The following is a 24,121-nucleotide window of genomic DNA, read 5'->3' as shown; positions in this document are numbered from 1 at the left end:
AATGAAGAATAAAATGATTTTCGGCTTCCACGCCGTCACTTCGCGTCTGCGTCATGAAGCGTCGTCCGTGGAAGAAATTTTCGTCGATGCCAGCCGCGTCGACGGCCGCATGAAGGACATGATCGCCGCCGCGAAAGCGGCCAACGTGCGCGTCATGCCCGTCGATTCGTCGCGTCTCGATAAAATCGTCGGCACGCGCCGCCATCAGGGCGTGATCGCGTTTGCGTCGCAGCTGTCGCTGGCGCGCAATCTCGACGAGCTGCTGGACGCCATCGATGGCCCGCCGCTGCTGTTGATTCTCGACGGTATTACCGACCCGCACAACCTGGGCGCCTGCCTGCGCGTGGCCGACGGCGTCGGCGCACATGCCGTCATCGTGCCGAAGGACCGCGCCGTGGGCTTGAACGCCACGGCCGCCAAGGTCGCCAGCGGCGCCGCCGAAACCGTCCCGTACATCACCGTGACGAACCTGGCGCGCACCATGCGCGAACTGAAGGACCGCGGCATCTGGCTGATCGGCACCTCGGACGACGGCGAAAAAGGCTTGTACGAAGCCGATTTCACGGGCCCGACGGCCCTCGTCATGGGTTCCGAAGGCGAAGGCATGCGCCGTTTGACGCGCGATACCTGCGACATCCTCGTCAGCATCCCGATGTTCGGCTCCGTCGAGAGCCTGAACGTGTCGGTTGCTTCCGGCGTGTGCCTCTACGAAGCCCGCCGCCAGCGCATCGCGCTGGAAGCCTAAAAAACGTCCATGGCTGCGTTGCATTGCCTCGCCGTACATTCGTACTGTCTTCGGCAATGCGCCTTGCCCTGAACGTTTTGTAGCGCTTCCAGAAAATCAGCCGCCGCCCTTGAGGCGGCGGTTGTTTATCTGCCTCTCCGGCAGCACGCCGCCGAATACGCTACCATTTGCATTCCACCTTATCCATTTTCATTATGTTCCACCACTTGCGCGAAGACATCAACAGCATCATTGAACGTGACCCCGCCGCCCGCAATGGCTGGGAGGTGCTGACCTGTTATCCGGGCCTGCACGCCATCGTCATGCACGGCTGGGCGCACTGGTGCTGGACGCGGCACATGAAATGGGTGGGGCGCTTCATTTCGTATATCGCCCGCATCATCACGGGCATCGAGATCCATCCGGGCGCCGTCATCGGCCGGCGCGTCTTCATCGACCACGGTTTCGGCGTGGTGATCGGCGAGACGGCCGTCGTCGGCGACGACTGCACCATCTACCAGGGGGTCACTTTGGGCGGCACCTCGCTGCACAGCGGCGCCAAGCGCCATCCGACCCTGGAGCGCGGCGTCATCGTCGGCGCCGGCGCGCAGGTGCTGGGCAGCTTCACGGTGGGCGAATACGCCAAGGTGGGCTCGAACGCGGTGCTATTGAAACCCGTGCCATCCGGCGCGACGGCCGTGGGCAACCCCGCGCACATCGTGCAAAAGGATGTCAGCGCCCTGCGCGAGGGCAGTACGGCGCACCTGTTCGCCGCGTACGGCGTCACGCCCAACGGCGACGATCCGCTGTCGAAAGCCCTGCAAGGCCTGATCACGCACGCCGTGGCGCAGGAGCAGCGCATCGAAACCATCCTCGCCACCCTGAAGGCGGCGGGCATCTGCTGCCAGGGCGTGCCCGAGTGTGATAAATTCGATTCCGAGCAAATGAACAAGCTGGTTGATTAAGGATACAGGCATGAATACTGATGTGACGGCAGGCGAAAAAAGCAATGACAATCCGAATCTGCTCGACCCCTTCGAGATCCGCGTGCTGGCCGTGCTGGCCGAAAAGGAAGCGCTGACGCCGGACAGCTACCCGCTCTCGCTCAACGCGCTGACGAACGGCTGCAACCAGCTGTCGAGCCGCGACCCCGTCATGGCCCTCTCCGAGGAAACCGTGTACGACGTGCTGCAGCGCTTGATGCAGCGCAAGTTCGTCAACGGCATCACGCAGGCGGGCGCGCGGGTCGCCAAGTATGAACACCGCATGCGCATCAAGTGGTCGCTGGAACAGGACAAGCTGGCCATCCTGACGATCTTGATGCTGCGCGGCTTGCAGACGGCGGGCGAAATCCGCAGCCGCAGCGGCCGTGTGCACGAATTCAAGTCCGTCGCCGAGGTGGAATCCGGCCTGCAATTTTTGATCGACAAATACCCGCCGCTGGTGGCGAAACTGGCCGTCGCCCCCGGCGCCAAGGAACCGCGCTACGGCCATTTGCTGGGCGGCGAGGAAGCGCTGGCGCAAATCGAGACGGCGGCAGGTTACGCTGGTGCCGTCAGCGCGCCGCAGCAGGGCAGCAGGGTGGCCCAGCTGGAACAGGAAGTGCTGCAGCTGCGCAGCGACTTCGATGGCCTGGCGGCGCAGTTCGAGGCGTTCCGCAAGCAGTTCGAATAAGCGGCCTTCACGCATGAGTTTTTCCTTCCTGTGCCGCGCCTGCGGCGAGACCCACACGGGCATGCCCAGCTTCGGCGCCGACGCGCCGTGGCTGGTTGAGCAGATGGCGCCCGCCGAGCGCGAAACGCGCTGCCAGCTCGACAGCGACGCCTGCATCGTCGATGAAGAACACTGCTTCGTGCGCGCCACCATCGACATCCCCGTGCATGGCTCGGATGAACCATTCAGCTGGGGCGTGTGGGTGTCGCTGAGCAGCGAGAGCTTCGATGCGTGGGATGCCTGTTTCAATGACGCCAGGCGCACTCACATCGGCCCCTTCTTCGGCTGGCTCAGCACGCAGCTGCCCGTGTATCCGGCTACCCTGAACCTGAAAACCCGGGTACACCTGCGCGACGACGGCATGCGTCCGTACCTCGAGCTGGAGCCGACCGGCCATCCGCTGGCGGTGGAACAGCGCGACGGCATCACGGCCGAGAGGGTGGCCGAGCTGTATGTGCGGCTCGTGCATGACGCGTGACAGGAGCCGCTCCCTGTCAGTCCGCCCGCGTTTCCGGTATCATTCGGCATGAATAATATTTCCTTCCAACCGTTTGTTATTGGTGTCGCTGGCGGAAGCGGCAGTGGCAAGTCAACCGTATCACAGCAGGTGCTGGCGTCGTTCGGTGCCGACATGGTCTCGGTCGTGATGCAGGACGACTATTACTGCGACCAAACCCATCTCTCCCCTGAAGTCCGGCGCCAGCAGAATTACGACCATCCGCAGGCGTTCGAGTGGCCATTGCTGGTGCAGCACATCCAGGCCTTGCGCAATGGCGAAGCGATCGAGATGCCGGAGTACGACTTCACGCTGCACAACCGCTCCAACAGGACCATTCCCGTCAAGCCGGCGCCGGTGATCGTGATCGAAGGCCTGTTTGCCTTGTATGACGAAGACTTGCGCAACATGATGTCGCTGAAGATCTTTGTCGACACGGCTTCCGACGTGCGCTTCATCCGCCGCATGCAACGCGATATCACGGAACGCGGCCGTTCCGTGGAAAGCGTCATCGAGCAGTATCTGGAAACGGTACGCCCGATGCACAAGCAATTCATCGAACCGACCAAGCGCAATGCCGATGTGATCTTGCCGCACGGCGCCAACGGTCCCGCGGTCGACATGATCACGGCCAAGGTGGCCAGCGTGATCGGCCGGTTGACGCGGGCCTGATCCCCGCCGGTCCGCTGCGCGTATGCCGGGCCGGCATACGCGTTACGCGTGCAGGGCGCTGCCCAAATCCTCCCATCATGGAAGAGGGGACTCAGCCTTCCTCGCGCCAGCGGCGCAGGCGGATGGCGGCGTAAATCAGCGCCGCGCCTGCCGCCGCACCCAGCCACACGGCTGGCAAGGCCAGGCTGGACCAGGAGTTGCTGAACACATCAGTGTGCGTCGCGTGCGATCCCCCCTCTGCCAGCGCGTGCATCTGCGGCAGCAGGTCCGGCTCGAACAGATACCAGCTGCCGGGGAGGGTGCCCAGCAGGGCGCGTCCGATGACGTTCATCTGTATCCAGTCGACGCCGCTTTCCGTCTGCGTCAGCTTGCCGGCCCAGACGGCCAGGATGAGCAGCAGCAGCGGCACGCCGACGGCCCACAAGAAGACTTTCGACTTGGCCCAGCTCGACACCATCAGCAGCCATCCGACCGTCGGCAAGGCCCACAGGCAATACACGGGCAGCAAGCCGAACACGCGCAGCGGTCCCAGATACAGGCCGGGCGTGGCGAGCAGTTCGGCGAACACATGGATGCCGTTGACCGCCAGCACGCCGCTCAGGATCAGCACCAGGAGCAGCGAAGTCACGCTGGCGGCGGCGGCCACGATCAGCGGCGCGACCAGCAGGGCGATGGCCGCTTTCGACAGCACCGTCTGGGCATCCGAGATGGGCAGCGACTTCCAGAACAGCATGCTGCGGTCGCGGCGGTCTTCATGCAGGGCGCTCAGGCAATAGAAAAACACGAGAAAGCCCAGTGCCAGGAACAGCGGCGCGGCCGCGTACGTGTAGTTGTTGGCGACGGCGTCGATGATTTCCGTGCGGCGCGGGCCGAAGGTGCGGGTATTGAAGACCGTGCTCCAGGACACTTCTTCGCCATTGACGATCAGCGCCGTGCGCATCTTGGTCTTGGCGATGGTGCCTATCGTCATCAGGGCGCCCAGTACCGTCATGACGACGCCGATGAGGGCGGGCGTCCATACCAGCATGCCCTTGTGTTCCCACAATTCACGCCGGATCAGCCATTGCATCTTGTTTGCAGGGGAAATACTCATTGGTACGATCCTTTCATGGTCGCGACAAACAGGTCAGCCAGGCTGGGCGTGCGGACTTCGCCGAGGGCGGCCAGCTGGGTGCGGGCGACGCCGTCGAACAGCATCACCGACTTGCCGAACACGCTGCGTTCGCTGATCGGCTGCAGCGCGCGCGCCGGATTGACGTGCTGCGGGCCCACCATCACCTCGATGTAGCGCTCGCCCACGTCTTCCATGCTCGATGCCAGCACGATCTTGCCGTCGCGAATGAACATCAGATCGCTCAGGATGTGTTCCACTTCCTCGATCTGGTGCGTGGTGATGACGATGGTCTTGTTTTCATCGAAATAGTCTTCCAGCAAGTTCTGGTAGAACTGCTTGCGGTACAGAATGTCCAGCCCCAGGGTCGGCTCGTCGAGCACCAGCAGTTTGGCGTCGATGGCCATCACCAGCGCCAGGTGCAGCTGCACCACCATGCCTTTCGACATGGACTTGACCTTCATCTTCGGCGCCAGCTTGGTATGGGCCAGATAGCGCTCGGCCTTGCTGCGGTCGAAACGTGGATGCACGCCGGCAACGAAATCGATGGCGTCGGCCACGCGCAGCCAGCCCGGCAGGATCGCCACGTCGGCGATGAAGCACACGTCGTCCATCAGCGCGTCGCGCTGCAGGCGCGGATCGCGCCCCAGCACCGACAGCTGGCCTTCGAAGCCCGTCAGGCCCAGGATGGCTTTCAGCGTGGTGGTCTTGCCGGAGCCGTTCGGCCCGATCAAGCCGACGATGCGCCCCGGCGCGATATCGAAGCTGATGCCGTCGATGGCGACCTGCTTGCCATACTGCTTGCGCAGGCCACGTGCGCTGATGACGCTGTCCTTGTTCAATGCATTCATGCGCTCTCTCCGTGTGCGCCACTGTCGCGGCTCGCCTGCAGTAGTTGCTCTAGGTTAAGGCCCAGTTGCGTGATGCGTTCCAGCATCGCCGGCCATTCTTCGCGCATGAAGCGCTCGCGTTCACTGGCCAGCAATTTGTCGCGGGCGCCTTCCAAGACATACATACCGAGTCCTCTGCGTTTTTCCACCAGGGCATCGTCGACCAGTTCCTGATAGGCGCGCGAAACCGTGATGGGATTCAATTGATAATCGGCCGCCACCTGGCGCACCGACGGCAAGGCGTCGCCGGACTGCAGCACGCCATCGAGCATCATGCCCACCACCCTGGCCTTGAGCTGGCGGTAGATGGGGCTATTGTCATTCCATTCCGTGCTCATGGGATGCGCTCCGACAAGGGCGGGGCGGTGCGGCGCGTGAAAAATGCTGTAGGCATCGGAGCTCCGTGGTTTATTGAGTTGGTGTTGTAGTTAACTATAACACTAAGTCTCAAAAAATCAACACGTATTTTCAGGCCAGCCGCGCATGCAGGTCCAGCGCATTGAACAGGGCGGCGCCGGCCGCCGTGTTGTCGAAGATGCACCAGCTGCCCGCCTGCGCCGATGTGTGCAAGTCGGCGGCCAGCGCCGCCAGGTAGTCGGCCGGGTAGTCCGAGTAATAAATCTTTGGGCTGCCGTGCAGGCGCAGGTAGGCCACGCTGGTCGTCGGTATGTGCGGCCCCGGCTGTCCCGCGGGCGGATCGGCCCGCACGCGCGTGATGCCTTGCAGCGTCAATAGGTCGGTCGCGCCCGCCTCGAACCAGCTGGGGTGGCGCGCTTCGCAAGCGAGCATGCCGTCGAAGCGCTGGCGCAGCGCATGGAAAAATGCGGCCGCCATGTCGGCCTCGAAACGCAGGCTGGGCGGCAACTGCACCAGCACGCAGCCCAGTTTATTCCCCAGTTGCATGACTTCTCCCGCGAAGCGGTTCAGTTCGGCCGCACAGTCGCGCAAGCGCCGTTCGTGTGTGATGCTTCGCGGTAATTTCACGCTGAAGCGGAAATGCTCGGGCACGCTGGCGGCCCAGCGCGCGTACGTGGAGGGCTGGTGCGGGCGGTAGAACGAGCTGTTGATTTCCACGCAGTCCAGTACCTGGGCATAGCGCTGCAGGTGGCTGCCATCGAGGGGGAAGCGGCTGGCGGCGGCGCTGGCGATGCTCCAGCCAGCCGTGCCGATGTAAACGGTATGCATGGCGCCATTACAGCAAGGCCAGGCGGGCGCGGCTATCGGACAAACACCCGTGCGGCCGTCGGCGCAGGCCTAGTCGACGATCTCGCCGTTCAGGTCGTGGCGCGTGATGTTGCCGCGCGTATCGATGGCGATCCAGCCGCCGCGCGGCTGTTGTGGCGGCGTCACGTCGCATTCCCAGTCGGGCAGGACATAGCGCAAGGTTTCGTCGACTTTATGCACGGCAGGGCGGTGCGTATGGCCGTGGATCATGACGGTGCTCGCGTGTTCGGCAAATACTTGCGCGACGGCATCTGGCGTGACATCCATGATGTCCATGGTTTTTTCGCCATTGTGCTCGCGGCTGCTCTGGCGCAAACCATCGATGATGGCCTTGCGCTGCGCCAGCGGCATGGACAGGAACTGTTTTTGCCAGGCGGGCTGGCGCACCATGGCGCGAAACTCCATGTAGCTGACGTCTTTCGTGCATTCGGCGTCGCCATGCAGCAGGACGATGCGGCGGCCGGCAATCGTGGCCACATGCGGTTCACTGAGCAGGGTGGCGCCGGCGGCGGCGGCAAAGCCGGAGCCGACAAGAAAGTCGCGGTTGCCGGCGATCCAATAAACATGCACGCCAGCATCGCTGACGGCGCGGATGGCGGCCGTCATGCGCGCATTGAACGGGTCTTCCAGGTCATCGTCGCCGGCCCAGTATTCGAACAGGTCGCCTAATAGATACAGCGCTTGTGCATATTGCGCATGATGTTCCAGGAAAGAAAGAAACGCCGCGCTGGTGCGCGGGTGCGAGCTCTGCAGATGCAGGTCGGAAATAAAGAGTGCGGCAGGCATTGTCATCGTTCAACGCTCCCAAAAAGTGATGTAGATGGAGAGGCGCCAACGCGGCAATGCCTGTGATTCATGATGCCTGAGCCGAATTACGCGGCTTCTACCTTCTCGATGATGACGTCGGTCACTGGCACATCGGCGAACATGCCGGCGCGCGAGGTTTTCACGGCGCGGATGGCGTCGACGACTTCCTTGCCGTCGGTAACTTTACCGAACACGGCGTAACCCCAGCCGTCCTGGCCCGGGTAGTCGAGGAAACTGTTGTTCTTGATGTTGATGAAGAACTGGGCCGATGCCGAGTGCGGGTCCGACGTGCGGGCCATGGCCAGGGTGTAGGTATCGTTTTTCAGGCCGTTCTTGGCTTCGTTTTCCACGGTGGTATCGGCTGGCTTTTGTTTCATGCCTGGCTCGAAACCGCCGCCCTGGATCATGAAGCCGTCGATGACGCGGTGGAAGATCGTGTTGTCGTAGTGGCCGGCTTGCATGTAGGCCAGGAAGTTGGCAACCGTTTTCGGCGCTTTTTCGGCGTCCAGTTCAGCGGTGATCTTGCCCAGATTGGTGGTGATGATGACGGAGGTCATGATGATCCTTAATAAATTGGATGAATAATTGATTCAGCGGCGCCAGGCAGGCCGGCGCCGCAAAAACGCTATTTTACAGTTTTGCGGGCGCGGACTTGAGTAAAGTCGCCGATTCGATCACCACGGGGGTGACGGGCACGTTCTGGTGCGGTCCCTTGTCTGCCACGGGCACGGCCTTGATCTTGTCGACCACGTCCATGCCTTTGATGACTTTGCCGAACACCGTGTAGCCGAAGCCGTCGCGGCCAGGGTAGTCGAGCGCGCCGTTATCGTTTACGTTGATAAAGAATTGCGCGGTGGCCGAATGCGGATCGCCCGTGCGCGCCATGGCGATGCTGTAGGTGACGTTTTGCAAGCCGTTTTGCGCTTCATTCTTGATCGGCGCCTTGGTGGCTTTCTGCTTCATGTTCTTGTCGAAGCCGCCGCCCTGTATCATGAAGCCGTCGATGACGCGGTGAAACACCGTGCCCTTGTAATAACCGCTTTTGACATACTGCAAGAAATTGGCCACGCTTTGCGGCGCTTTTTCCTGATTCAGTTCCAGCACGATTTCGCCCATGCTGGTTTTCAGGGCCACATGGGGCGTGGGGTCGAGGGCGGTCGCCGGAGCGGCCGCCACGACGGCGCTGCCCAGGGTCAGGCCGGCAAACAGGGTGCAAAAGCGGGCCAGGAAAGACAGGCGTTTCGATTTGGTTTCTTGCATGAGGGCGTCCTTGATCGTTATTTTTCTCTAAACTTGCTTTAATTGTAAAGAACTGAAAATTCGGTTGAACATCGTAAAAACCTGATTCATATCGAGCCAGTATGGTTTTTATCAATGTTATACTTGACCGCTAACGCCCCAATTCTAACAAACAAGAACAACAATATAGCGGGTCGACAGTTTTCGGCGCACACGGCAGTTCAGTGGCGCGGCACCCCTGGTGTCCGCGCCTGTCTGTCGTTTTGCCAGGCTGGCGGCCGCTTCACTTGCAAAGTACGATGAGCAATCTAAAGATTTACAACACCCTGGCTCGCGAGAAGCAGGTATTCGTCCCGATGGAAGTGGGCAAGGTACGCATGTACGTGTGCGGCATGACCATCTACGATTATTGCCATATCGGCCATGCGCGCATGATGATGGCGTTCGACGTCATCTACCGCTGGCTGAAAGCGTCCGGTTTCGACGTCACGTATGTGCGCAACATTACGGACATCGACGACAAGATCATCCGCCGCGCCGTGGAAAACGGCGAGACGATTTCCCAGCTGACGACGCGTTTCACCCAGTACATGGATGAAGACACGGCCGCGCTGGGCATTTTGACGCCCGACTACACGCCGCGCGCCACCGAATACGTGCCGCAGATGCTGCGCCTGATCGAGCAGCTGGAAGCGAAGGACCTGGCTTACCAGGGCGCGGACGGCGACGTCAACTACGCCGTGCGCAATTTCCCCCACTACGGCAAGCTGTCGGGTAAGTCGCTCGACGACCTGCGCGCGGGCGAGCGCGTCGACGTCAACACGGGCAAGCGCGATCCGCTCGACTTCGTGCTGTGGAAGTCGTCGAAAGAGTCGGAGCCGGAAGAAGTCAAATGGGATTCGAAATGGGGCAAGGGCCGCCCGGGCTGGCATATCGAGTGCTCGGCCATGTCGTGCGCCTTGCTCGGTGAACAATTCGACATCCACGGCGGCGGCGCGGACTTGCAATTCCCGCACCACGAAAACGAGATCGCCCAATCCGAAGGCGCGTTCGGCCATACCAGCGTCAATTACTGGATCCATAACGGCTTCGTGCGCCTGGACAATGAAAAAATGTCCAAGTCGCTCGGCAATTTCTTCACCATCCGCGAAGTGCTGCAAAAATTCGATGCCGAAGTGATCCGCTTCTTCATCCTTCGCGCGCACTACCGCAGCCCCCTGAATTACTCGGACGTGCATCTGGACGACGCGCGCCTGTCGCTGACGCGTTTGTACACGGCGCTGGCCGACGTGGCGGTGGAAGAGGGCGCCATCGACTGGAACGAAGCGCATGCCGTGCGCGTGCGCGAAGCGATGGATGACGATTTCAATACGCCGCTGGCCGTGGCGGCCCTGTTCGACCTGGCGACGGAAGTCAACAAGAGCAAGTCGCCCGCCCTGGCGCGTCAACTGAAAGGCCTGGCGGGCGTGTTCGGCTTGCTCGAACGCACACCGCAGCAATTCCTGCAGGCAACTGTCGGCGCCGCCGCCGGTGGACAGGACGAGGCGGCCGGCATCGAAGCGGCGATTGCGGCGCGCAGCGCGGCGAAAAAGGCGCGCGACTTTGCCCAGTCCGACAAAATCCGCGCGGAATTGTTGGCCGCAGGCATCATTCTTGAAGACAAGCCTGACGGCTCGACCAACTGGCGCCGCGCATGATGGCGACGTCCAGGGAAAACGGGGAAGCGCCAGTAATCGCTGCGCAGGTGATCCAGGTGCCGCATTACTGGGAAGAGGCGAAGATCGAGCTGATGAAGCGCGACCGCATCATGAAAAAACTCATCCCGCAATTTGGCGACCTGCACCTGGTCGGCCACAGCGACCCGTTTACCACCCTGGCCCGTTCGCTGGTGGGGCAGCAGATCACGCCCAAGGCGGCCGATGCCGCCTGGAAAAAGCTGCTGCTGGCTTGCCCGAAATGCACGCCTTCGCAAGTATTGAAGGCGGGCGCCGAGCAATTGTCCGCCTGCGGTTTGTCCAAACGCAAGACCGAATACATCCTCGACCTGGCCGACCATTTCAAGGCCAAGCGCGTGCACGCGAGCCAGTGGGACCAGATGGATGACGAAGCCGTCATCGCCGAACTGGTGCAGATCCGCGGCATCGGCCGCTGGACAGCCGAGATGTTTCTGATATTTAATCTGCTCCGGCCGAATGTCTTGCCGCTCGACGACCCTGGTCTGATCCAGGGCATCAGCGTCAATTATTTCTCCGGCGAACCAGTTTCCCGCAGCGATGCGCGCGAAGTTTCCGCCAATTGGGAACCTTGGCGCACCGTGGCGACGTGGTATTTGTGGCGCAGTCTCGACCCTGCAGCCGCCCCTGCCGCATCCGATACAGCCCCCGGCGCACCAGCCGGTACGGTAAAATAAACATAGATGACGCCGCGCGCCCTGGCGCCGTGGCCGGTAAAACCTGGAGGTACAATGACTAAAACGACTTTCCTCAATTTTGAACAGCCGATCGCGGAACTCGATTCCAAGATCGAAGAGTTGCGCTTCGTGCAAGACGATTCGGCCGTCGACATCTCGGAAGAGATCGACCGCCTGGCCAAGAAGAGCCAGCAGCTGACCAAGGATATCTACGCCAAGCTGACCCCTTGGCAAGTGGCGCAGATCGCGCGCCACCCGCAGCGCCCGTACACCATGGATTACGTGAATGAAATCTTTACCGATTTCCACGAATTGCATGGCGACCGCAGCTACGCGGACGATCTGTCCGTCGTCGGCGGCCTGGCCCGCTTCAACGGCCAGCCGTGCATGGTCATCGGCCACCAGAAGGGCCGCGACACGAAAGAGCGCGCCATGCGCAATTTCGGCATGCCGAAACCGGAAGGCTACCGCAAGGCCATGCGTCTGATGAAAGTGGCGGAAAAGTTCAACCTGCCCATCTTCACCTTCGTCGACACGCCAGGCGCCTTCCCCGGCATCGACGCGGAAGAGCGCGGCCAGTCGGAAGCGATCGGCCACAACCTGTATGTGATGGCCGAGCTGAAAGTGCCGCTGATCGCCACCATCATCGGTGAAGGCGGTTCCGGCGGCGCGCTGGCCATTGCCGTGGGCGACGCCGTGCTGATGCTGCAATACTCGACCTACGCCGTGATTTCGCCGGAAGGCTGCGCCTCGATCCTGTGGAAGAGCGCCGAGCGCGCCTCCGACGCGGCCGAAGCGCTGGGCCTGACTGCCCACCGCCTGAAAGCCATGGGCCTGATCGACAAGATCATCAACGAACCGCTGGGCGGCGCCCACCGCGATCCGAAACAGATGGCAACCTTGCTCAAACGCGCACTGGCCGACACCCTGCGCCAGTTCCAGGGCATGAAAACCAAGGACTTGCTGGCCGCGCGCCACGAAAAACTGCTGAGCTACGGCAAGTTCAAGGAAACCACGCCGAGCGAATAAGCCAGCGCAAGTCGGCGCAGGTCGAGGTAGGTCGGCGTAGGTCGGCTTAGCGCAGCGTAAGCCGACAAGACGTAAGCCGACAAGACGTAATCCGACAAAATATCAAGAGTTACCAGGGACAGTCCGCTAAACGACACCATCCGTTTAGCCGCCTGTCCCTCTTTGCATTCCCGGAGTCCGAATGAAAAAGCAACAAACCGCCACCGTGCCCGACATCTTCGCCCGCGCGCTGGATGCCTGCGCACCTGCACCCGGCAGCACCGTCGGCATCGCCCTGAGCGGCGGCCTCGATTCCGCGGCCCTGCTGCACCTGGCGCATGCCTGGGCGCAAGAGCACGGCGTGTTTCTTTACGCGTTTCACGTGCACCACGGCCTGAGCCCGAACGCCGATGCCTGGCTGGCGCACTGCGCGCTATTGTGCGCCGGCATGGGCATCGCCTTCGAGGCGCGCAAGGTCACCCTGGAAAAGAATGCGAAGACGGGCACGGAAGAGGCGGCCCGCAAGCGCCGCTACGCGGCCCTGGGCGAGCTGTGCGCCGCGCACGGCGTGCGCCTGCTGCTGACGGCCCACCACCAGGATGACCAGGCGGAAACGGTGCTGCTGCAGCTGCTGCGCGGCTCGGGCACGGCGGGCTTGTCCGGCATGGATGGCGCCAACAGCGCGCCCGAGCTGCTGGGCAACCCGGACCTGGTGATGGCGCGCCCGCTGCTGCTTGTGTCGCGCAGGCAACTGGAGGCGTACGTGGCGAGCCATGCGATCGCGCACATCCACGACGAATCGAACGACGATCCCCGCTTTGCCCGCAATGCCTTGCGGCACCAGGTGATGCCCGTGCTTGCGCAGGCGTTTCCCGGTTTCCAGGAACGTTTCGCCCGCAGCGCCCAGCACGCGCAATCGGCGCAGCGTCTGCTGACGGAACTGGCGACGCAGGATCTGGCGGCGTGCCTCGATGGCGACTGCATCGAACTGGCGAAATTGCGCGCGCTGAGCGCGGACCGCTGCTACAACCTGCTGCGTCACTGGTTCGGCACGCGCGGCTTGCGCATGCCGTCGACGGCATGGCTGGCGGAAATGCTGGCGCAATTGCTGGAAGCGCGGCCCGATGCGCAACTGCTGGTCACGCATCCCGAATGCCATGTGCGGCGCCACCGCGACCGGCTGTACCTGACGCCCAAGCTCGATGATCTGGCCGGCATGCGCGAGCGTGACGATGCGGGCATTCCCGGCCTGGAAAAAGCCGGCCAGCAATTTACGTGGCAGGGCGAAGCGAGTCTGGCCTTTCCCGCGTATGGCGGCGTGCTGCATTTCGATGCGGTGGAAGAGGGCGGGGAGGGTATCGATGTTGCCTGGCTGCAAGCACAGACCTTGACGATCGATTTCCGCCAGGGCGGCGAGCGCCTGAAGCTGGCCTTGAACCGTCCCACCAAGAGCTTGAAATACCATTACCAGGCGTTCGACGTGCCCGCCTGGGAGCGCGAACGCCTGCCCCTTGTCTGTGCGGCGCAACAATTGCTGTATGCGGCGGGTATTGGCCTCGACTGCCATTGCCTGAGTCTGTTGGACCGTCCCCGCGTCGCCTTGCGCTGGCTCTCCTGCTGAGCGTAAGGGCAGCCGCCACGGCCACTCCCGGGGTGGCCGGCAAGTGGCTGCTCAAGCCGGCTGGACTGCATGGATTGGTTATTTCCATATACGCAATCGGTATGAGCTAATGCGCTTTTTAGCTTGTTATTTTGCATTGCGGCATGTAGAGTAAAGCCCTCCTTTTTTATTCTTCTTGAGCGGAAACTTCACTCTTATGGCTTTAATCGTCCACAAATATGGCGGTACGTCGATGGGCTCGACTGACCGTATCAAGAATGTCGCCAAGCGCGTTGCCAAGTGGCACGACGCCGGGCATCAAATCGTGGTGGTGCCATCCGCCATGTCGGGCGAAACCAACCGCCTGATTGGACTGGCCAAGGAAATCATGGATCAACCCGATCCCCGTGAACTTGACATGATCGCCTCGACAGGCGAACAGGTGTCCGTCGGCCTATTGTCGATGGCACTGCTGGCGATCGGCAAACAAGCCGTATCCTATGCTGGCTGGCAAGTCGCGATCAAGACCGATTCCGCCTTCACCAAGGCACGCATCCAGTCGATCGATGACGAGAAAGTCAAACGCGACCTCGATGCGGGCAAGATCGTCATCATTACCGGTTTCCAGGGCGTCGACGAGCACGACAACATCGCGACCCTGGGCCGCGGCGGTTCCGACACCTCGGCCGTGGCGATCGCCGCCGCCATGAAGGCGTCCGAATGCCTGATCTTCACGGACGTCGACGGCGTCTACACGACCGACCCGCGCGTGGTCTCCGAGGCGCGCCGCCTGAAGACCATCACCTTTGAAGAAATGCTGGAACTGGCTTCGCTGGGCTCCAAAGTGCTGCAAACGCGTTCGGTGGAATTTGCCGGCAACTACCGCGTGCCCACGCGCGTGCTGTCGTCGCTGACCGACCCGATGTTGCCGCTGGAAATAGAAGCCAATTCAGGCACCCTGATTTCGTTTGAGGAAGATACAAACATGGAACAAGCAGTCATCTCCGGCATCGCCTTCAACCGCGATGAAGCCAAAATCACCGTGCTCGGCGTGCCCGACCGTCCAGGCGTGGCCTACCACATCCTGGGACCGGTGGCGGACGCGAATATCGAAGTCGACATGATCATACAGAATCAGTCGGTCGACGGTAAAACGGACTTCACCTTCACCGTCTCGCGCGGCGAATACACGCGCGCGCTGGCCGTGCTGGAAGCGAACCGCGAAGCACTGGGTGCGGCCAGCATCACGGGCGACGCGAAAGTGTCGAAACTGTCCGTCGTCGGCGTGGGCATGCGCAGCCATGTGGGCGTCGCATCGCAGATGTTCCGTACCTTGTCGGAAGAGGGCATCAACATCATGATGATCTCCACTTCCGAGATCAAGATCTCTGTGCTGATCGATGAAAAGTACATGGAACTGGCCGTGCGCGCGCTGCATAAAGCGTTCGAGCTGGAAAAAGCTTAAATATCCAAAAATATTGCCCCACGCCCTTGACCAAAGGGGGGGCAATCGATATTATGACGTTCGTCGCTGCAGCGCAGTTAGCTACAGAGACATAGTTGAGTAATCAGCTAGGAGACGTGGCCGAGTGGCCGAAGGCACATCCCTGCTAAGGATGCATACGGCTTATACCTGTATCGTGGGTTCGAATCCCACCGTCTCCGCCAGAATCAAATAAAAAAGCCTCCCCTGCGGGAGGCTTTTTTATTTGTCTGGACGGAACGGTGGGATTCGAAGACGGAGCGCCCTGAAGGGCGCGCAGGCTCTCCGAATCGTCCATCTGCCGCGCCCCGCGCGGCCCCGTTGGCCGCGCAGCGGCCAACGCCGTCCCCCCATCTCAGGCAATGGCGGCCAGCGCCAGCGCCGGCTTATGCGAGCACATACGCCGGCCGGTGCTCAGCAAGAGATTCTTTTTCACCGCATTCAGCCCAATCCCCTTAAAAAGTTGCATAATCCACAAATGCCGCGCAGAAATTTCATACTGGCCAGCGCGGCCTATGCCGGCGGCATTGACGGCATGGTCCGGATAAACGAGGGGGTACGCACATGCAGCTGCTTCGCCAAGTCAAACTGTCGCGCCGGCTGGCCTTGTTGGTCGCCATCTTTTCGCTGGGCCTGATCGTGTATGGCGGCTGGTCGCTGCGCGTGCTGCACGAACTGAAGGTCAACGGCCCCGTATATCACCGTATCGTACAGGGCAAGGACCTGGTGGCCGACGTGCTGCCGCCGCCGGAATACATCCTCGAATCGTATCTGGTCGCCTTTCAGTTGATGGCGTCCGAAGACCGGGGCGCGCAAGACAAGCTGGTCGAACGCCTGAAAACCTTGAAGGCCGAGTACGACACGCGCCATCAGTTCTGGCGTACCCAGGATCTCGATCACGATATCGCCGAAGCCTTGCTGACGCAGTCGCACGCCCCTGCCGTGGCATTCTATGAGACGGCATTCACGCGCTTCATCCCGGCGCTTCATGGGCAGGACAAGGCGGGCGTCGCCACTGCCATGGCGGCCATGGCCGCCAGCTACGACAGCCATCTGGCGGCCATCAACCGCGTGGTCGATATGACCAGCAAGCGCTCGGCCGCGTTCGAGGCCGAATCGGCCGACAGGGCGCGCTCGGCAACCGTGCTGCTGGCGGGCTTGCTGCTGGCATCGCTGGGCGTCAGCATCGCCGGCGCCGTGCTGATCAGTCGCAGTATTACCGGCCCCTTGCAGGAGGCGTTGCTGGCCGCGCAGAGGGTGGCGGCCGGCGACTTGAGCAATCGTGTCGACAAGCGCTTTTCCGACGAGCCTGGTCAATTGCTGCAGGCGCTCGAAGCGATGAATGGCAGCCTGTCGCGCACCGTGGGCCAGGTGCGCAGCAGCACGCAAAGCATCACTATCGCTTCGCGCGAAATCGCGGCCGGCAATTTCGATCTGTCGTCGCGCACGGAGGCGCAAGCCAGTTCGCTGGAAGAAACGGCTTCCGCGATGAAGGAGCTGACCAGCACGGTAAAGCAGAATGCCGACAATGCCAGGCAGGCGAACCAGCTGGTGGTGTCGGCGTCGGAATTTGCCGTGCAGGGTGGACAGGTGGTCGGGCGCGTGGTCGATACCATGGGCGCTATCAATGCCAGCTCGCGCAAGATCGTCGATATCGTCGACGTGATCGACAGCATTGCTTTCCAGACCAATATCCTGGCCTTGAACGCAGCGGTAGAGGCGGCCAGGGCGGGCGAACAGGGACGCGGCTTCGCCGTCGTCGCCAGCGAAGTGCGCAGCCTGGCGCAACGTTCGGCCAGCGCCGCGCGCGAGATCAAGGCCATGATCGGCGATTCGGTAGAGCGCGTCGACGCGGGCAGCAAGCTGGTGGACGAGGCGGGCGCCACGATGGACAAGATCGTGACGTCCGTCAAGCAGGTGGTTGACCTGATGAGCGAGATCGCCGCCGCCAGCCAGGAACAGAGCCTGGGCATCGAACAGGTCAACCAGGCCATCACGCAGATGGACGAGGTCACGCAGCAGAACGCCGCCCTGGTCGAGGAAGCGGCTGCCGCCGCCGGCAGCCTGGAAGAGCAGGCGGCCAGCCTGGTGCGGGAAGTGGGGGTGTTCAAGCTCGATGCGGGCGGCGCTGCCAGCGCGCTGGCAGCGCCCGCGCAACCGGGCCGCTGACAGGCTGGCTGGCGGTCAGGACGCCGTTCAGCTTGGCGTTTCCTGGGCGTGGCTGCGCTATGGCGCGCGGGCCGCTGCCGTGGCTTGCTTGTCGCACGTTGCCAAGGTACCTGTGCATGCGGAAAACGTTTCCAGATAGGTGATGGTTTTCTCGTACTCGTCGATCAGGTAGCGCAGCTGATATGCCATCTCGACAGATTCGCCCGTGCCTTTGTCCCGCAGCCTGTACATATCTTTCAAGAAGCGTTTTCTTCGCGCCAGTTCCGCAGCCAGGCGCGCCTTGCGCTCGGCGGCCGGTGGCAGCGGATACGGCTTGCCATTGATGGATTTGACGCCCTCGGGCGTCAGATCCAGGTCCTTGCCGGGGGCGCGAAATTCCACGCCCATTGTTCCATCCGCCTGCACCAGTATCAGCAGTTCGTCGGCGTCGCTGTTGGCTGGCAAGGTCACGGCCAGCACTTCAGGCTTGCCCTTGGGCAGCCAGCGATATTCGAGCTTGACCTGCGACGGCGCCGCGGCCTGCGCCGGCAGGTAGAAGCAGCAGCTGGCGGCGCTGCTCATGTACGGATTCAGGGGATCGGTATCGACAGCGTTGTCGGGATCGCCGACGGAACTGATGCCCACCTGGATCATGCGCGGGCTGTAGTTCAATGTACTGACCGATACCTTGCGCTCACCGGCGCCGGGCGTGTACGCGTGCAGGCCGCGTTCCCCGCGCTCGTCGTGGCCTGCAAGCAGGGGCCGGCGGTACAGCGGTTCAATGCCGAAGCTCGCGATATTGCTGATATAGCCGGTATCGGACGGGCCGACGCGCGAGTGGCTGTTACCCGGCGTGTGGTAGAGGTAGCCGATCTCGTCCAGCGATAGCGCGCTGACCATGCGGTCCTGCTGAAACAGTGGCGGGGATGCATAGCTGTCGCCGTTGCCCATGACTTTGGCGTAGATGGGGCCCGTCCATGGCCCGTGGCCGCCAAAGCGCGCGAGTACCACGTACTCGCCCAGCAGCGATTCTACTTTCAGGACATCTTTGGTCTCGCCAGTGACGGGGTCGATGATGGCGTAAATGCCCGGAAAGGGATCGGTGGCGACAGACGACTGCTTGGGCAGGGCGAAGCAGAGTCCGGCAGCCACGGTGACGGCGGTGGCGATGCTGGCGCTGGCAGCTTTCATGCGCCGGGACCTTTCCCTTGCCTTCTGCAGAACGCCACCAGGTCGGCTGGATAGAGGGGCGTGCCGCGATAGCCGCTGTCATCGATATCGAGCACGCGGGTGATGGCGGCCGCTTCCCTGCGCCTGGCCAAAAAATCCCGTTCGTTCAGCGTCTGCATCCTTGCCCCTTGCTGATTATGGTTGCGGCCATGTAACTTCGCTGGTGTAACGCGCTTCCTTGCGTAGCCGTCGCGCATGGTCGACCAGATCCCTGGGGTACACCAGATGCGCGGCCTGGCTATCGTCCAGGTCGAGCAGGAAAACCGTCGCCCCCGCTTCGAATGCCCAGTAGCCGTAGTAGCCGGCATAGCCTTCCTCGCTGATATTGAGATGCTCGTTGTACCAGCGCGGATGATGTCGCATGGCTGGATACCATTGTTTCAGGTATTTCTGAAGCAGGGCGAAGGTAGCTTCCTTATCCTTCTCATAGAACACTTGCAGCAGGGTGTCATAGGGCCTGGCGATGATGCAGGCGTCGAGTGCTTGTCCATCCTCCACATATCCGTCGATCAATTGCTCGAACAGGCCATCGCGGCCACGATGGCTGCGCAGCACGTGGATGATGCGCAGCACCGAACGCTGATCGCGCAGCAGGATGGCAATGCTCAGCAGTTGCAAGGTGTCCTCATAGTCGGACAGGATGGAAAACTCTGGTGCTCCCTCATATTCGTAGGGCCCAAACTCTGGAAACTCAAGCGCCGCATCCTGCTGATAGAGTTGGTCGACCGCATTCCATTCTTCAAACTTGTCCACGATGTCCGCGATGCGCGGCGCCAAGGCCTCGATTGACTCGCCCGCCGTGTAGTCGAGCATCCAGAGCCAGAGCAGTTCCAGATACAAAAAATGATGAACGGAAGCATTTTCCAGCGCTGAATCGGCGACCTTTTTGTTTTCCAGTCCTCCTGCAATCAGCGCAAATTGATTGTTGCGTGTCTTGGCATACAGTTCTTCATCAAGAAATTGCTGGCGCCGCCGCTCGGTGAATGGGCGTTTGTTCATCTTGTCTGGCTGCCGTCGTGATCGATGCGTAAGGAAGATGCGCTTGCATGGAAAAATGCGGACATTGCCTGGGACTCCGTGTGATGAGGGAAACGTACTGGCAGTTGATGTAATGACTTGTTTGCAAGATTACATACTAGAAATAGCGATTCAACAAGCGCGATTCAATTGAATCGTGTGCCAGAAAGAAATATTCAAAATAGCTACTATGGGTGACTCGATGGCGTGCCGCAGGTATTTTTCGGCCGTCATCGTCTTTTTACGTGAACCGGAGCAAGCATGAGCAAGATGAAATACGCGGCCGCAGCGGTCTTATGGGCCAGCCTGTCGCCCGCCATGGCGGCGTCCACCTCGGCCGCACCACCGTTCCTCGATGTGCTCGCCTATGAGTACGCCAATTGCGTCAAACCTGCCTACCATCAGGCCGACCTGCTGGTACAGAACGGGGCGGGGCGCTACCAGATCGACGTCAAGGGGGAGGCCTACACAGTCGAACTGCAGGAACGCATGGGTTTTTCGCTGCAGGCGGGCACAGGCGGTCCCGTGGCGGCTGTCGTCAAGCTGGACCGGCCGCCACAGGGACAGTTCGCGGAGCAGGCGCGCTGGCGCGAGCGCTGGCTGCGCGACGTGGCCGAGCGCAGCGGCGTAGCGCTGGACGAGCGGGCGCTTGCGGGCGGCGCGCGCCTGCTGGCCGTCAACAAGGGCGAGATCAAGGGAAACTATGTGGGGCAGTCGCTGCTGATCGATCCGGCACGGCAGTTGTTCATCGATATCGCGTGGCCGAACACGCTGGATATCTATCGCGGCCCGGATGCCCTGCGGCAGGTGCGGCAAGTGCAGGACGATGTCTGGAAACGCATGCTGTCCTGCTCGCCGGCCGCGTGAAGCCGGTCGCCTTCGCATATCCCTGCTGCGTGCACGTGCATACACAAATAATAATGATTCTCATTTATAATTCAGCGCTATGGGGGTGCAATGGGCTGGCGCCATGGCGCCACGGGTAGTGAAGGAGGGCATGATGGGCAGTGTGTATGGCAACGAGGACGCGATCGCGCACGAGCATCGCGTACTGATGGGCGAATATGGGCGGGCGCAGGCGCGTTGCAGTGCGCAGCTGGCGGCGCAGGCGGCCCGCATCGCGCAGCTGGAGTCGGAATTGATGCGCGCGCGGGCACAGGTCGTGATCCGCGATTCCAAGCTGGCGCTGGCGCGCGATGAACTGGCCGAACTGGCGGCCAGCGTACCGGGCTTGCCGACGCGTGCCAGGCTGGCCCGTCGGGTCGAGTGGCTCGGTGAGCGCGTGCAGGACCTGATGCGCGAGCTGCTGCGCCTGCAGTGGCTGCCGGCGCCATCCTTGCAGGCCGACGTGCGCGAAAAAGCCGTGCTGTATGTGGGCAATTATTCAAGCCTGGCACCGGGCCAGCACGCGGCCGGCGCCAACGTGGCGCAGCTGGCCATCGAGCAGGCCGGCGGGCGCTTCCTGCACCATGCGGGCGGCGATGACGGCGCCGACGACGTGGCTGCGCTGGAAGCCGGTCTGGTGGCGGCCGACCTGGTGATTTGCCAGACGGGCTGCGTCAGCCACGATGCCTACTGGCGCGTGCATGACCATTGCAAGCGCACGGGCAAGCAGTGCGTGCTGGTGGACCAGCCGCAAGCCATGCATTTCGTGCGCAAGGAAGCGCTGGCCGATTTTTGATGCCGGATTAACGCCTGCTTAATCCGTATGGGGCAGAATGGCCACCCATTCGATGTTATAGCGAGCGCCCATGCTGTCCCTGCAAATCGGTCCCCTGGCCCTGCCCACGGGCCTGGTCCTGTTGTTCGTTTCCCTGTGCGTCGCCTACGGCGCGGCGTGGTGGCTGCGGAAGCACCGCCGGCTGCCGGACGCCGGCCCCCTCGTTTCCGACATGCTGATCGCCGGCCTGCTGGGGGCGCGCGTGGCGTTCGTGCTGCGCTGGCACGAACAGTATCTGGCCGCGCCCGCGTCCATCATCAATATCCGCGACGGCGGCTTCATGGCGTCAGCCGGCATCGCGGCCGCGCTGGCCATCGCCGCGTGGCGCTGCCGGCGTCCCGCCATGGCGCTCATGCGCCGGCCGCTGGCTGTCAGCGTGGCCTGCGGCGCGCTGGCCTGGGGCGTGTTGAGCGCGGGGCTGGGGCTGGCGTACGGCAAGCCGGCGGCCTTGCCGGCCGTGGCGCTGCAGACGCTGGACGGCACGTCCACCAGCCTGGCGGCGCTGGCAGGCGGCAAGCCCATGGTGGTCAACCTGTGGGCCAGCTGGTGCCCGCCATGCCGGCGCGAGATGCCCGTGCTGGCCGCCGCGCAGCAGGCGCGCGCCGATATCGTCTTCGTGTATGCGAACCAGCGCGAGGCTGCGGCAGCCGCCATCGCGTTCCTGGACAGGAGCGGCGCGACCCTGCGCAATGTGGTGCTCGACGGCGAGGCGGCGCTGGGCAAGGCGGCCGGTTCCTCGGCCCTGCCCACCACCCTGTTTTATGACGCGCGGGGGCGCCTGGTCGATACGCACCTGGGCGAATTGTCCGATGCCTCGCTGGCCAGCAAGCTGCAGAAGATCGCGCCCGTTCCCTGAGGCGGGTATGCTTTGTTGACGTAGCCGTGGCGTTCTCTGATAGTATACCCCCCTATAGTATTTATCGGAGTGAATCATGGGCCACACGGCACACGACAAGACCAGGCTGCTCAATCGCGTCAAACGCATCCGTGGCCAGGTGGAAGGCCTGGAGCGGGGACTGGAAGAGGGCCGCGACTGCGGCGAAGTGCTGCAGCTGATCGCCGCCGTGCGCGGCGCCGTCAATGGCCTGATGGCCGAAGTGATCGAGGAGCACTTGCGCGAGCACGTGGCCAGCCCCGATATCTCCGGCGAAGAGCGGGCCAGGGGCGCCGACGACATCGCGGGCATCCTGCGCACCTACCTCAAATAAGGAGAACGTCATGAAAACGCAATCCCTCAGCGAAGACCTCTCCGCCTGGCAGCACGAACACGTCTTCGGCGCCGCCAGCGACAAGGCGGAACGCCGCGCGCGCATCGTCATGTGGATCACCTTGGCCACCATGGTGCTGGAAATCGTCGCCGGCTGGTGGTACAACTCCATGGCCTTGCTGGCCGACGGCTGGCATATGAGTTCGCACGCGCTGGCCATCGGCCTGGCCGCGTTTGCGTATGCGGCGGCGCGCCGCTATGCGCGCGACCCCCGCTTTGCCTTCGGCACGTGGAAGATCGAGGTGCTGGCCGGCTATACGAGCGCCATCCTGCTGCTGGGCGTGGCCGTGCTGATGGTGGCCGCTTCCGTCGAGCGCCTGTTCTCGCCGCAGCCCATCCACTATCCGCAGGCGATGGCGGTGGCGGCCTTCGGCCTGGCGGTCAACCTCGTGTGCGCGCTGATCCTCGGCGGCCACCACGACCATGACCATCATCATGGCCATGATCACCATGACCATCACGGGCACCATGACCACCATGGCCATGGCGAAGACCTGAACATGAAGGCCGCGTACATCCACGTGCTGGCCGACGCCGCCACGTCCGTGCTGGCCATCGTGGCGCTGGCCGGCGCGTGGGCTTACGGCTGGCAGTGGCTCGATCCCGTGATGGGTATCGCGGGCGCGGTGCTGGTGGCGCTGTGGGCGAAAAAGCTCATGCTGGACACGGGCAAGGTCTTGCTGGACCGCGAGATGGACCACCCCGTGGTGGATGAAATCCGCGAAGCGGTGGAAGTGGAAAGCGCCGGCGACACGCCGCGCATCGTCGACCTGCACGTGTGGCGAGTCGGCAAGCAGCTGTATTCCTGCGCCTTGTCCGTCGTCAGCCGCGACGCCGCATTGACGGCCGCCGAACTGCGCGCGCGCATCGGCATCCACGAGGAAATTGTCCACAGCACCATCGAGATTATTCTCCGGCCTTGATAATGATGGGGAAAAAAGCCCGTTGATGCGGGGCGTAGGCCGTATAATGTCGGCTTTTACAGCACGCGCTGTTCACCAGACAGAGAAGAAAATGAGCACATTACCACCATGCCCGCAATGCCAATCCGAATTCACGTACGAAGACGGCAGCCAGTTGATCTGCCCTGAGTGCGCGCATGAATGGTCGGCCACCGCTGGCGAAGCCGTGGAAGAGGGCGCCCGTGTGTACCGCGATTCGGCCGGCAATATCCTGCAGGACGGCGACACGGTCAGCGTCATCAAGGACTTGAAATTGAAGGGCGGCGGCGGTGTCGTCAAGATGGGCACGAAGGTCAAGAACATCCGTTTGGTCGACAGCGACCACGACATCGACTGCAAGATCGACGGCTTCGGTTCCATGAGCCTGAAGACGGAATTCGTCAAGAAAGTGTAAGACTTT

The 24,121-nt window shown here is 62.3% G+C and carries 27 protein-coding genes and 1 tRNA gene; 18 read left to right on the top strand and 10 right to left on the bottom strand.

Features of this window, described 5'->3' with window-relative positions; genetic code table 11:
• Position 1 precedes the first annotated feature (1 nt).
• The 5 genes from rlmB (at position 2) to udk (ending at position 3,605) form a co-directional block, all read left to right on the top strand.
• The gene (rlmB, locus tag CSQ95_RS05345) at positions 2-745 is read left to right on the top strand and encodes a 23S rRNA (guanosine(2251)-2'-O)-methyltransferase RlmB (RefSeq protein ID WP_058048541.1); all 744 of its coding nucleotides are present in this window, start codon (positions 2-4) and stop codon (positions 743-745) included.
• A 194-nt stretch (positions 746-939) separates the two neighbouring features.
• Complete coding sequence (cysE, locus tag CSQ95_RS05340; RefSeq protein ID WP_034784004.1) at positions 940-1,689, top strand: serine O-acetyltransferase; 750 nt, start codon at positions 940-942, stop codon at positions 1,687-1,689.
• 10 nt (positions 1,690-1,699) lie between these two features.
• Complete coding sequence (locus CSQ95_RS05335) at positions 1,700-2,398, top strand: YceH family protein (RefSeq protein WP_070221306.1); 699 nt, start codon at positions 1,700-1,702, stop codon at positions 2,396-2,398.
• Positions 2,399-2,411: 13 nt separating this feature from the next.
• Positions 2,412-2,915: a DUF2199 domain-containing protein gene (locus tag CSQ95_RS05330; protein WP_099408772.1), complete on the top strand. Its 504-nt coding sequence runs from the start codon at positions 2,412-2,414 to the stop codon at positions 2,913-2,915.
• A gap of 48 nt (positions 2,916-2,963) precedes the next feature.
• Complete coding sequence (udk, locus tag CSQ95_RS05325) at positions 2,964-3,605, top strand: uridine kinase (protein WP_070221308.1); 642 nt, start codon at positions 2,964-2,966, stop codon at positions 3,603-3,605.
• Between the two features lie 91 nt (positions 3,606-3,696).
• Here the strand turns inward: udk and CSQ95_RS05320 are convergent, their stop codons facing one another.
• The 7 genes from CSQ95_RS05320 to CSQ95_RS05290 form a co-directional block, all read right to left on the bottom strand.
• Positions 3,697-4,698 (bottom strand): hypothetical protein, encoded by a 1,002-nt coding sequence (locus CSQ95_RS05320; protein WP_099408771.1) that lies wholly within the window; start codon positions 4,696-4,698, stop codon positions 3,697-3,699.
• On the bottom strand, positions 4,695-5,567 hold the full coding sequence (locus CSQ95_RS05315; protein WP_099408770.1) for an ABC transporter ATP-binding protein: 873 nt from the start codon (positions 5,565-5,567) through the stop codon (positions 4,695-4,697). The genes CSQ95_RS05320 and CSQ95_RS05315 overlap by 4 nt, the downstream gene beginning before the upstream one ends.
• Positions 5,564-5,944 carry a GntR family transcriptional regulator gene (locus CSQ95_RS05310; protein WP_099408769.1) on the bottom strand — a complete coding sequence of 127 codons (381 nt, stop codon included), beginning with the start codon at positions 5,942-5,944 and terminating at the stop codon, positions 5,564-5,566. Before CSQ95_RS05310 ends, CSQ95_RS05315 begins: the two co-directional genes overlap by 4 nt.
• Positions 5,945-6,074: 130 nt before the next feature.
• Positions 6,075-6,791 (bottom strand): DUF72 domain-containing protein, encoded by a 717-nt coding sequence (locus CSQ95_RS05305; protein ID WP_099408768.1) that lies wholly within the window; start codon positions 6,789-6,791, stop codon positions 6,075-6,077.
• 69 nt (positions 6,792-6,860) lie between these two features.
• A complete protein-coding gene (locus tag CSQ95_RS05300; protein WP_099408767.1) occupies positions 6,861-7,616 on the bottom strand; it encodes a UDP-2,3-diacylglucosamine diphosphatase in 756 nt (251 codons plus the stop codon).
• A gap of 86 nt (positions 7,617-7,702) precedes the next feature.
• Positions 7,703-8,194 carry a peptidylprolyl isomerase gene (locus tag CSQ95_RS05295; protein ID WP_070289832.1) on the bottom strand — a complete coding sequence of 164 codons (492 nt, stop codon included), beginning with the start codon at positions 8,192-8,194 and terminating at the stop codon, positions 7,703-7,705.
• 73 nt (positions 8,195-8,267) lie between these two features.
• Positions 8,268-8,897: a peptidylprolyl isomerase gene (locus CSQ95_RS05290; RefSeq protein WP_175444739.1), complete on the bottom strand. Its 630-nt coding sequence runs from the start codon at positions 8,895-8,897 to the stop codon at positions 8,268-8,270.
• 278 nt (positions 8,898-9,175) lie between these two features.
• On the opposite strand from CSQ95_RS05290, the gene cysS reads away from it, so the two are divergent.
• The 7 genes from cysS (at position 9,176) to CSQ95_RS05255 (ending at position 17,546) form a co-directional block, all read left to right on the top strand.
• Positions 9,176-10,573, top strand: coding sequence for a cysteine--tRNA ligase (gene cysS, locus CSQ95_RS05285; protein ID WP_099408766.1), 1,398 nt, complete (start codon positions 9,176-9,178; stop codon positions 10,571-10,573).
• Entirely contained in the window at positions 10,573-11,286 is a 714-nt protein-coding gene (locus CSQ95_RS05280) for a DNA-3-methyladenine glycosylase (RefSeq protein ID WP_070221359.1), read from the top strand. The genes cysS and CSQ95_RS05280 overlap by 1 nt, the downstream gene beginning before the upstream one ends.
• A 54-nt stretch (positions 11,287-11,340) precedes the next feature.
• On the top strand, positions 11,341-12,315 hold the full coding sequence (locus tag CSQ95_RS05275) for an acetyl-CoA carboxylase carboxyltransferase subunit alpha (RefSeq protein WP_034784047.1): 975 nt from the start codon (positions 11,341-11,343) through the stop codon (positions 12,313-12,315).
• Positions 12,316-12,496: 181 nt separating this feature from the next.
• Positions 12,497-13,915, top strand: coding sequence for a tRNA lysidine(34) synthetase TilS (gene tilS / locus CSQ95_RS05270; RefSeq protein ID WP_099408765.1), 1,419 nt, complete (start codon positions 12,497-12,499; stop codon positions 13,913-13,915).
• A 196-nt stretch (positions 13,916-14,111) separates the two neighbouring features.
• Complete coding sequence (locus CSQ95_RS05265) at positions 14,112-15,359, top strand: aspartate kinase (protein ID WP_070221317.1); 1,248 nt, start codon at positions 14,112-14,114, stop codon at positions 15,357-15,359.
• Positions 15,360-15,469: 110 nt separating this feature from the next.
• Positions 15,470-15,562 (top strand) — tRNA-Ser (locus CSQ95_RS05260).
• Positions 15,563-15,941: 379 nt separating this feature from the next.
• Positions 15,942-17,546, top strand: coding sequence for a methyl-accepting chemotaxis protein (locus CSQ95_RS05255; protein WP_099408764.1), 1,605 nt, complete (start codon positions 15,942-15,944; stop codon positions 17,544-17,546).
• Positions 17,547-17,603: 57 nt separating this feature from the next.
• Here CSQ95_RS05255 and CSQ95_RS05250 read toward each other — a convergent pair whose 3' ends face one another.
• From CSQ95_RS05250 to CSQ95_RS05245, 3 genes are read right to left on the bottom strand one after another with little or no spacing between them, the layout of a single operon-like run.
• Positions 17,604-18,716 carry a hypothetical protein gene (locus CSQ95_RS05250; RefSeq protein ID WP_099408763.1) on the bottom strand — a complete coding sequence of 371 codons (1,113 nt, stop codon included), beginning with the start codon at positions 18,714-18,716 and terminating at the stop codon, positions 17,604-17,606.
• Positions 18,713-18,874 carry a hypothetical protein gene (locus CSQ95_RS29595; RefSeq protein WP_180278960.1) on the bottom strand — a complete coding sequence of 54 codons (162 nt, stop codon included), beginning with the start codon at positions 18,872-18,874 and terminating at the stop codon, positions 18,713-18,715. Before CSQ95_RS29595 ends, CSQ95_RS05250 begins: the two co-directional genes overlap by 4 nt.
• Positions 18,875-18,890: 16 nt before the next feature.
• Positions 18,891-19,754 carry a PoNe immunity protein domain-containing protein gene (locus CSQ95_RS05245; RefSeq protein WP_099408762.1) on the bottom strand — a complete coding sequence of 288 codons (864 nt, stop codon included), beginning with the start codon at positions 19,752-19,754 and terminating at the stop codon, positions 18,891-18,893.
• A gap of 279 nt (positions 19,755-20,033) precedes the next feature.
• Between CSQ95_RS05245 and CSQ95_RS05240 the strand changes: the two genes are divergently transcribed.
• The 6 genes from CSQ95_RS05240 to CSQ95_RS05215 all read left to right on the top strand — a co-directional run bounded on the left by CSQ95_RS05240 (position 20,034) and on the right by CSQ95_RS05215 (position 24,115).
• Complete coding sequence (locus CSQ95_RS05240) at positions 20,034-20,639, top strand: hypothetical protein (protein WP_099408761.1); 606 nt, start codon at positions 20,034-20,036, stop codon at positions 20,637-20,639.
• A 133-nt stretch (positions 20,640-20,772) separates the two neighbouring features.
• Complete coding sequence (locus CSQ95_RS05235) at positions 20,773-21,453, top strand: DUF2325 domain-containing protein (protein ID WP_099408760.1); 681 nt, start codon at positions 20,773-20,775, stop codon at positions 21,451-21,453.
• Positions 21,454-21,523: 70 nt separating this feature from the next.
• Positions 21,524-22,348: a TlpA disulfide reductase family protein gene (locus CSQ95_RS05230; protein WP_099408759.1), complete on the top strand. Its 825-nt coding sequence runs from the start codon at positions 21,524-21,526 to the stop codon at positions 22,346-22,348.
• Positions 22,349-22,424: 76 nt separating this feature from the next.
• Positions 22,425-22,700 (top strand): metal/formaldehyde-sensitive transcriptional repressor, encoded by a 276-nt coding sequence (locus CSQ95_RS05225; protein WP_099408758.1) that lies wholly within the window; start codon positions 22,425-22,427, stop codon positions 22,698-22,700.
• A 10-nt stretch (positions 22,701-22,710) separates the two neighbouring features.
• Complete coding sequence (gene dmeF, locus CSQ95_RS05220; RefSeq protein WP_099408757.1) at positions 22,711-23,682, top strand: CDF family Co(II)/Ni(II) efflux transporter DmeF; 972 nt, start codon at positions 22,711-22,713, stop codon at positions 23,680-23,682.
• 91 nt (positions 23,683-23,773) lie between these two features.
• Positions 23,774-24,115, top strand: coding sequence for a zinc ribbon domain-containing protein YjdM (locus CSQ95_RS05215; protein WP_070218308.1), 342 nt, complete (start codon positions 23,774-23,776; stop codon positions 24,113-24,115).
• Positions 24,116-24,121: the final 6 nt, after the last annotated feature.

Source organism: Janthinobacterium sp. BJB304 (assembly GCF_002735765.1).
Classification (GTDB): domain Bacteria; phylum Pseudomonadota; class Gammaproteobacteria; order Burkholderiales; family Burkholderiaceae_D; genus Janthinobacterium.
This window is presented reverse-complemented; position numbering and strand designations above follow the sequence as displayed.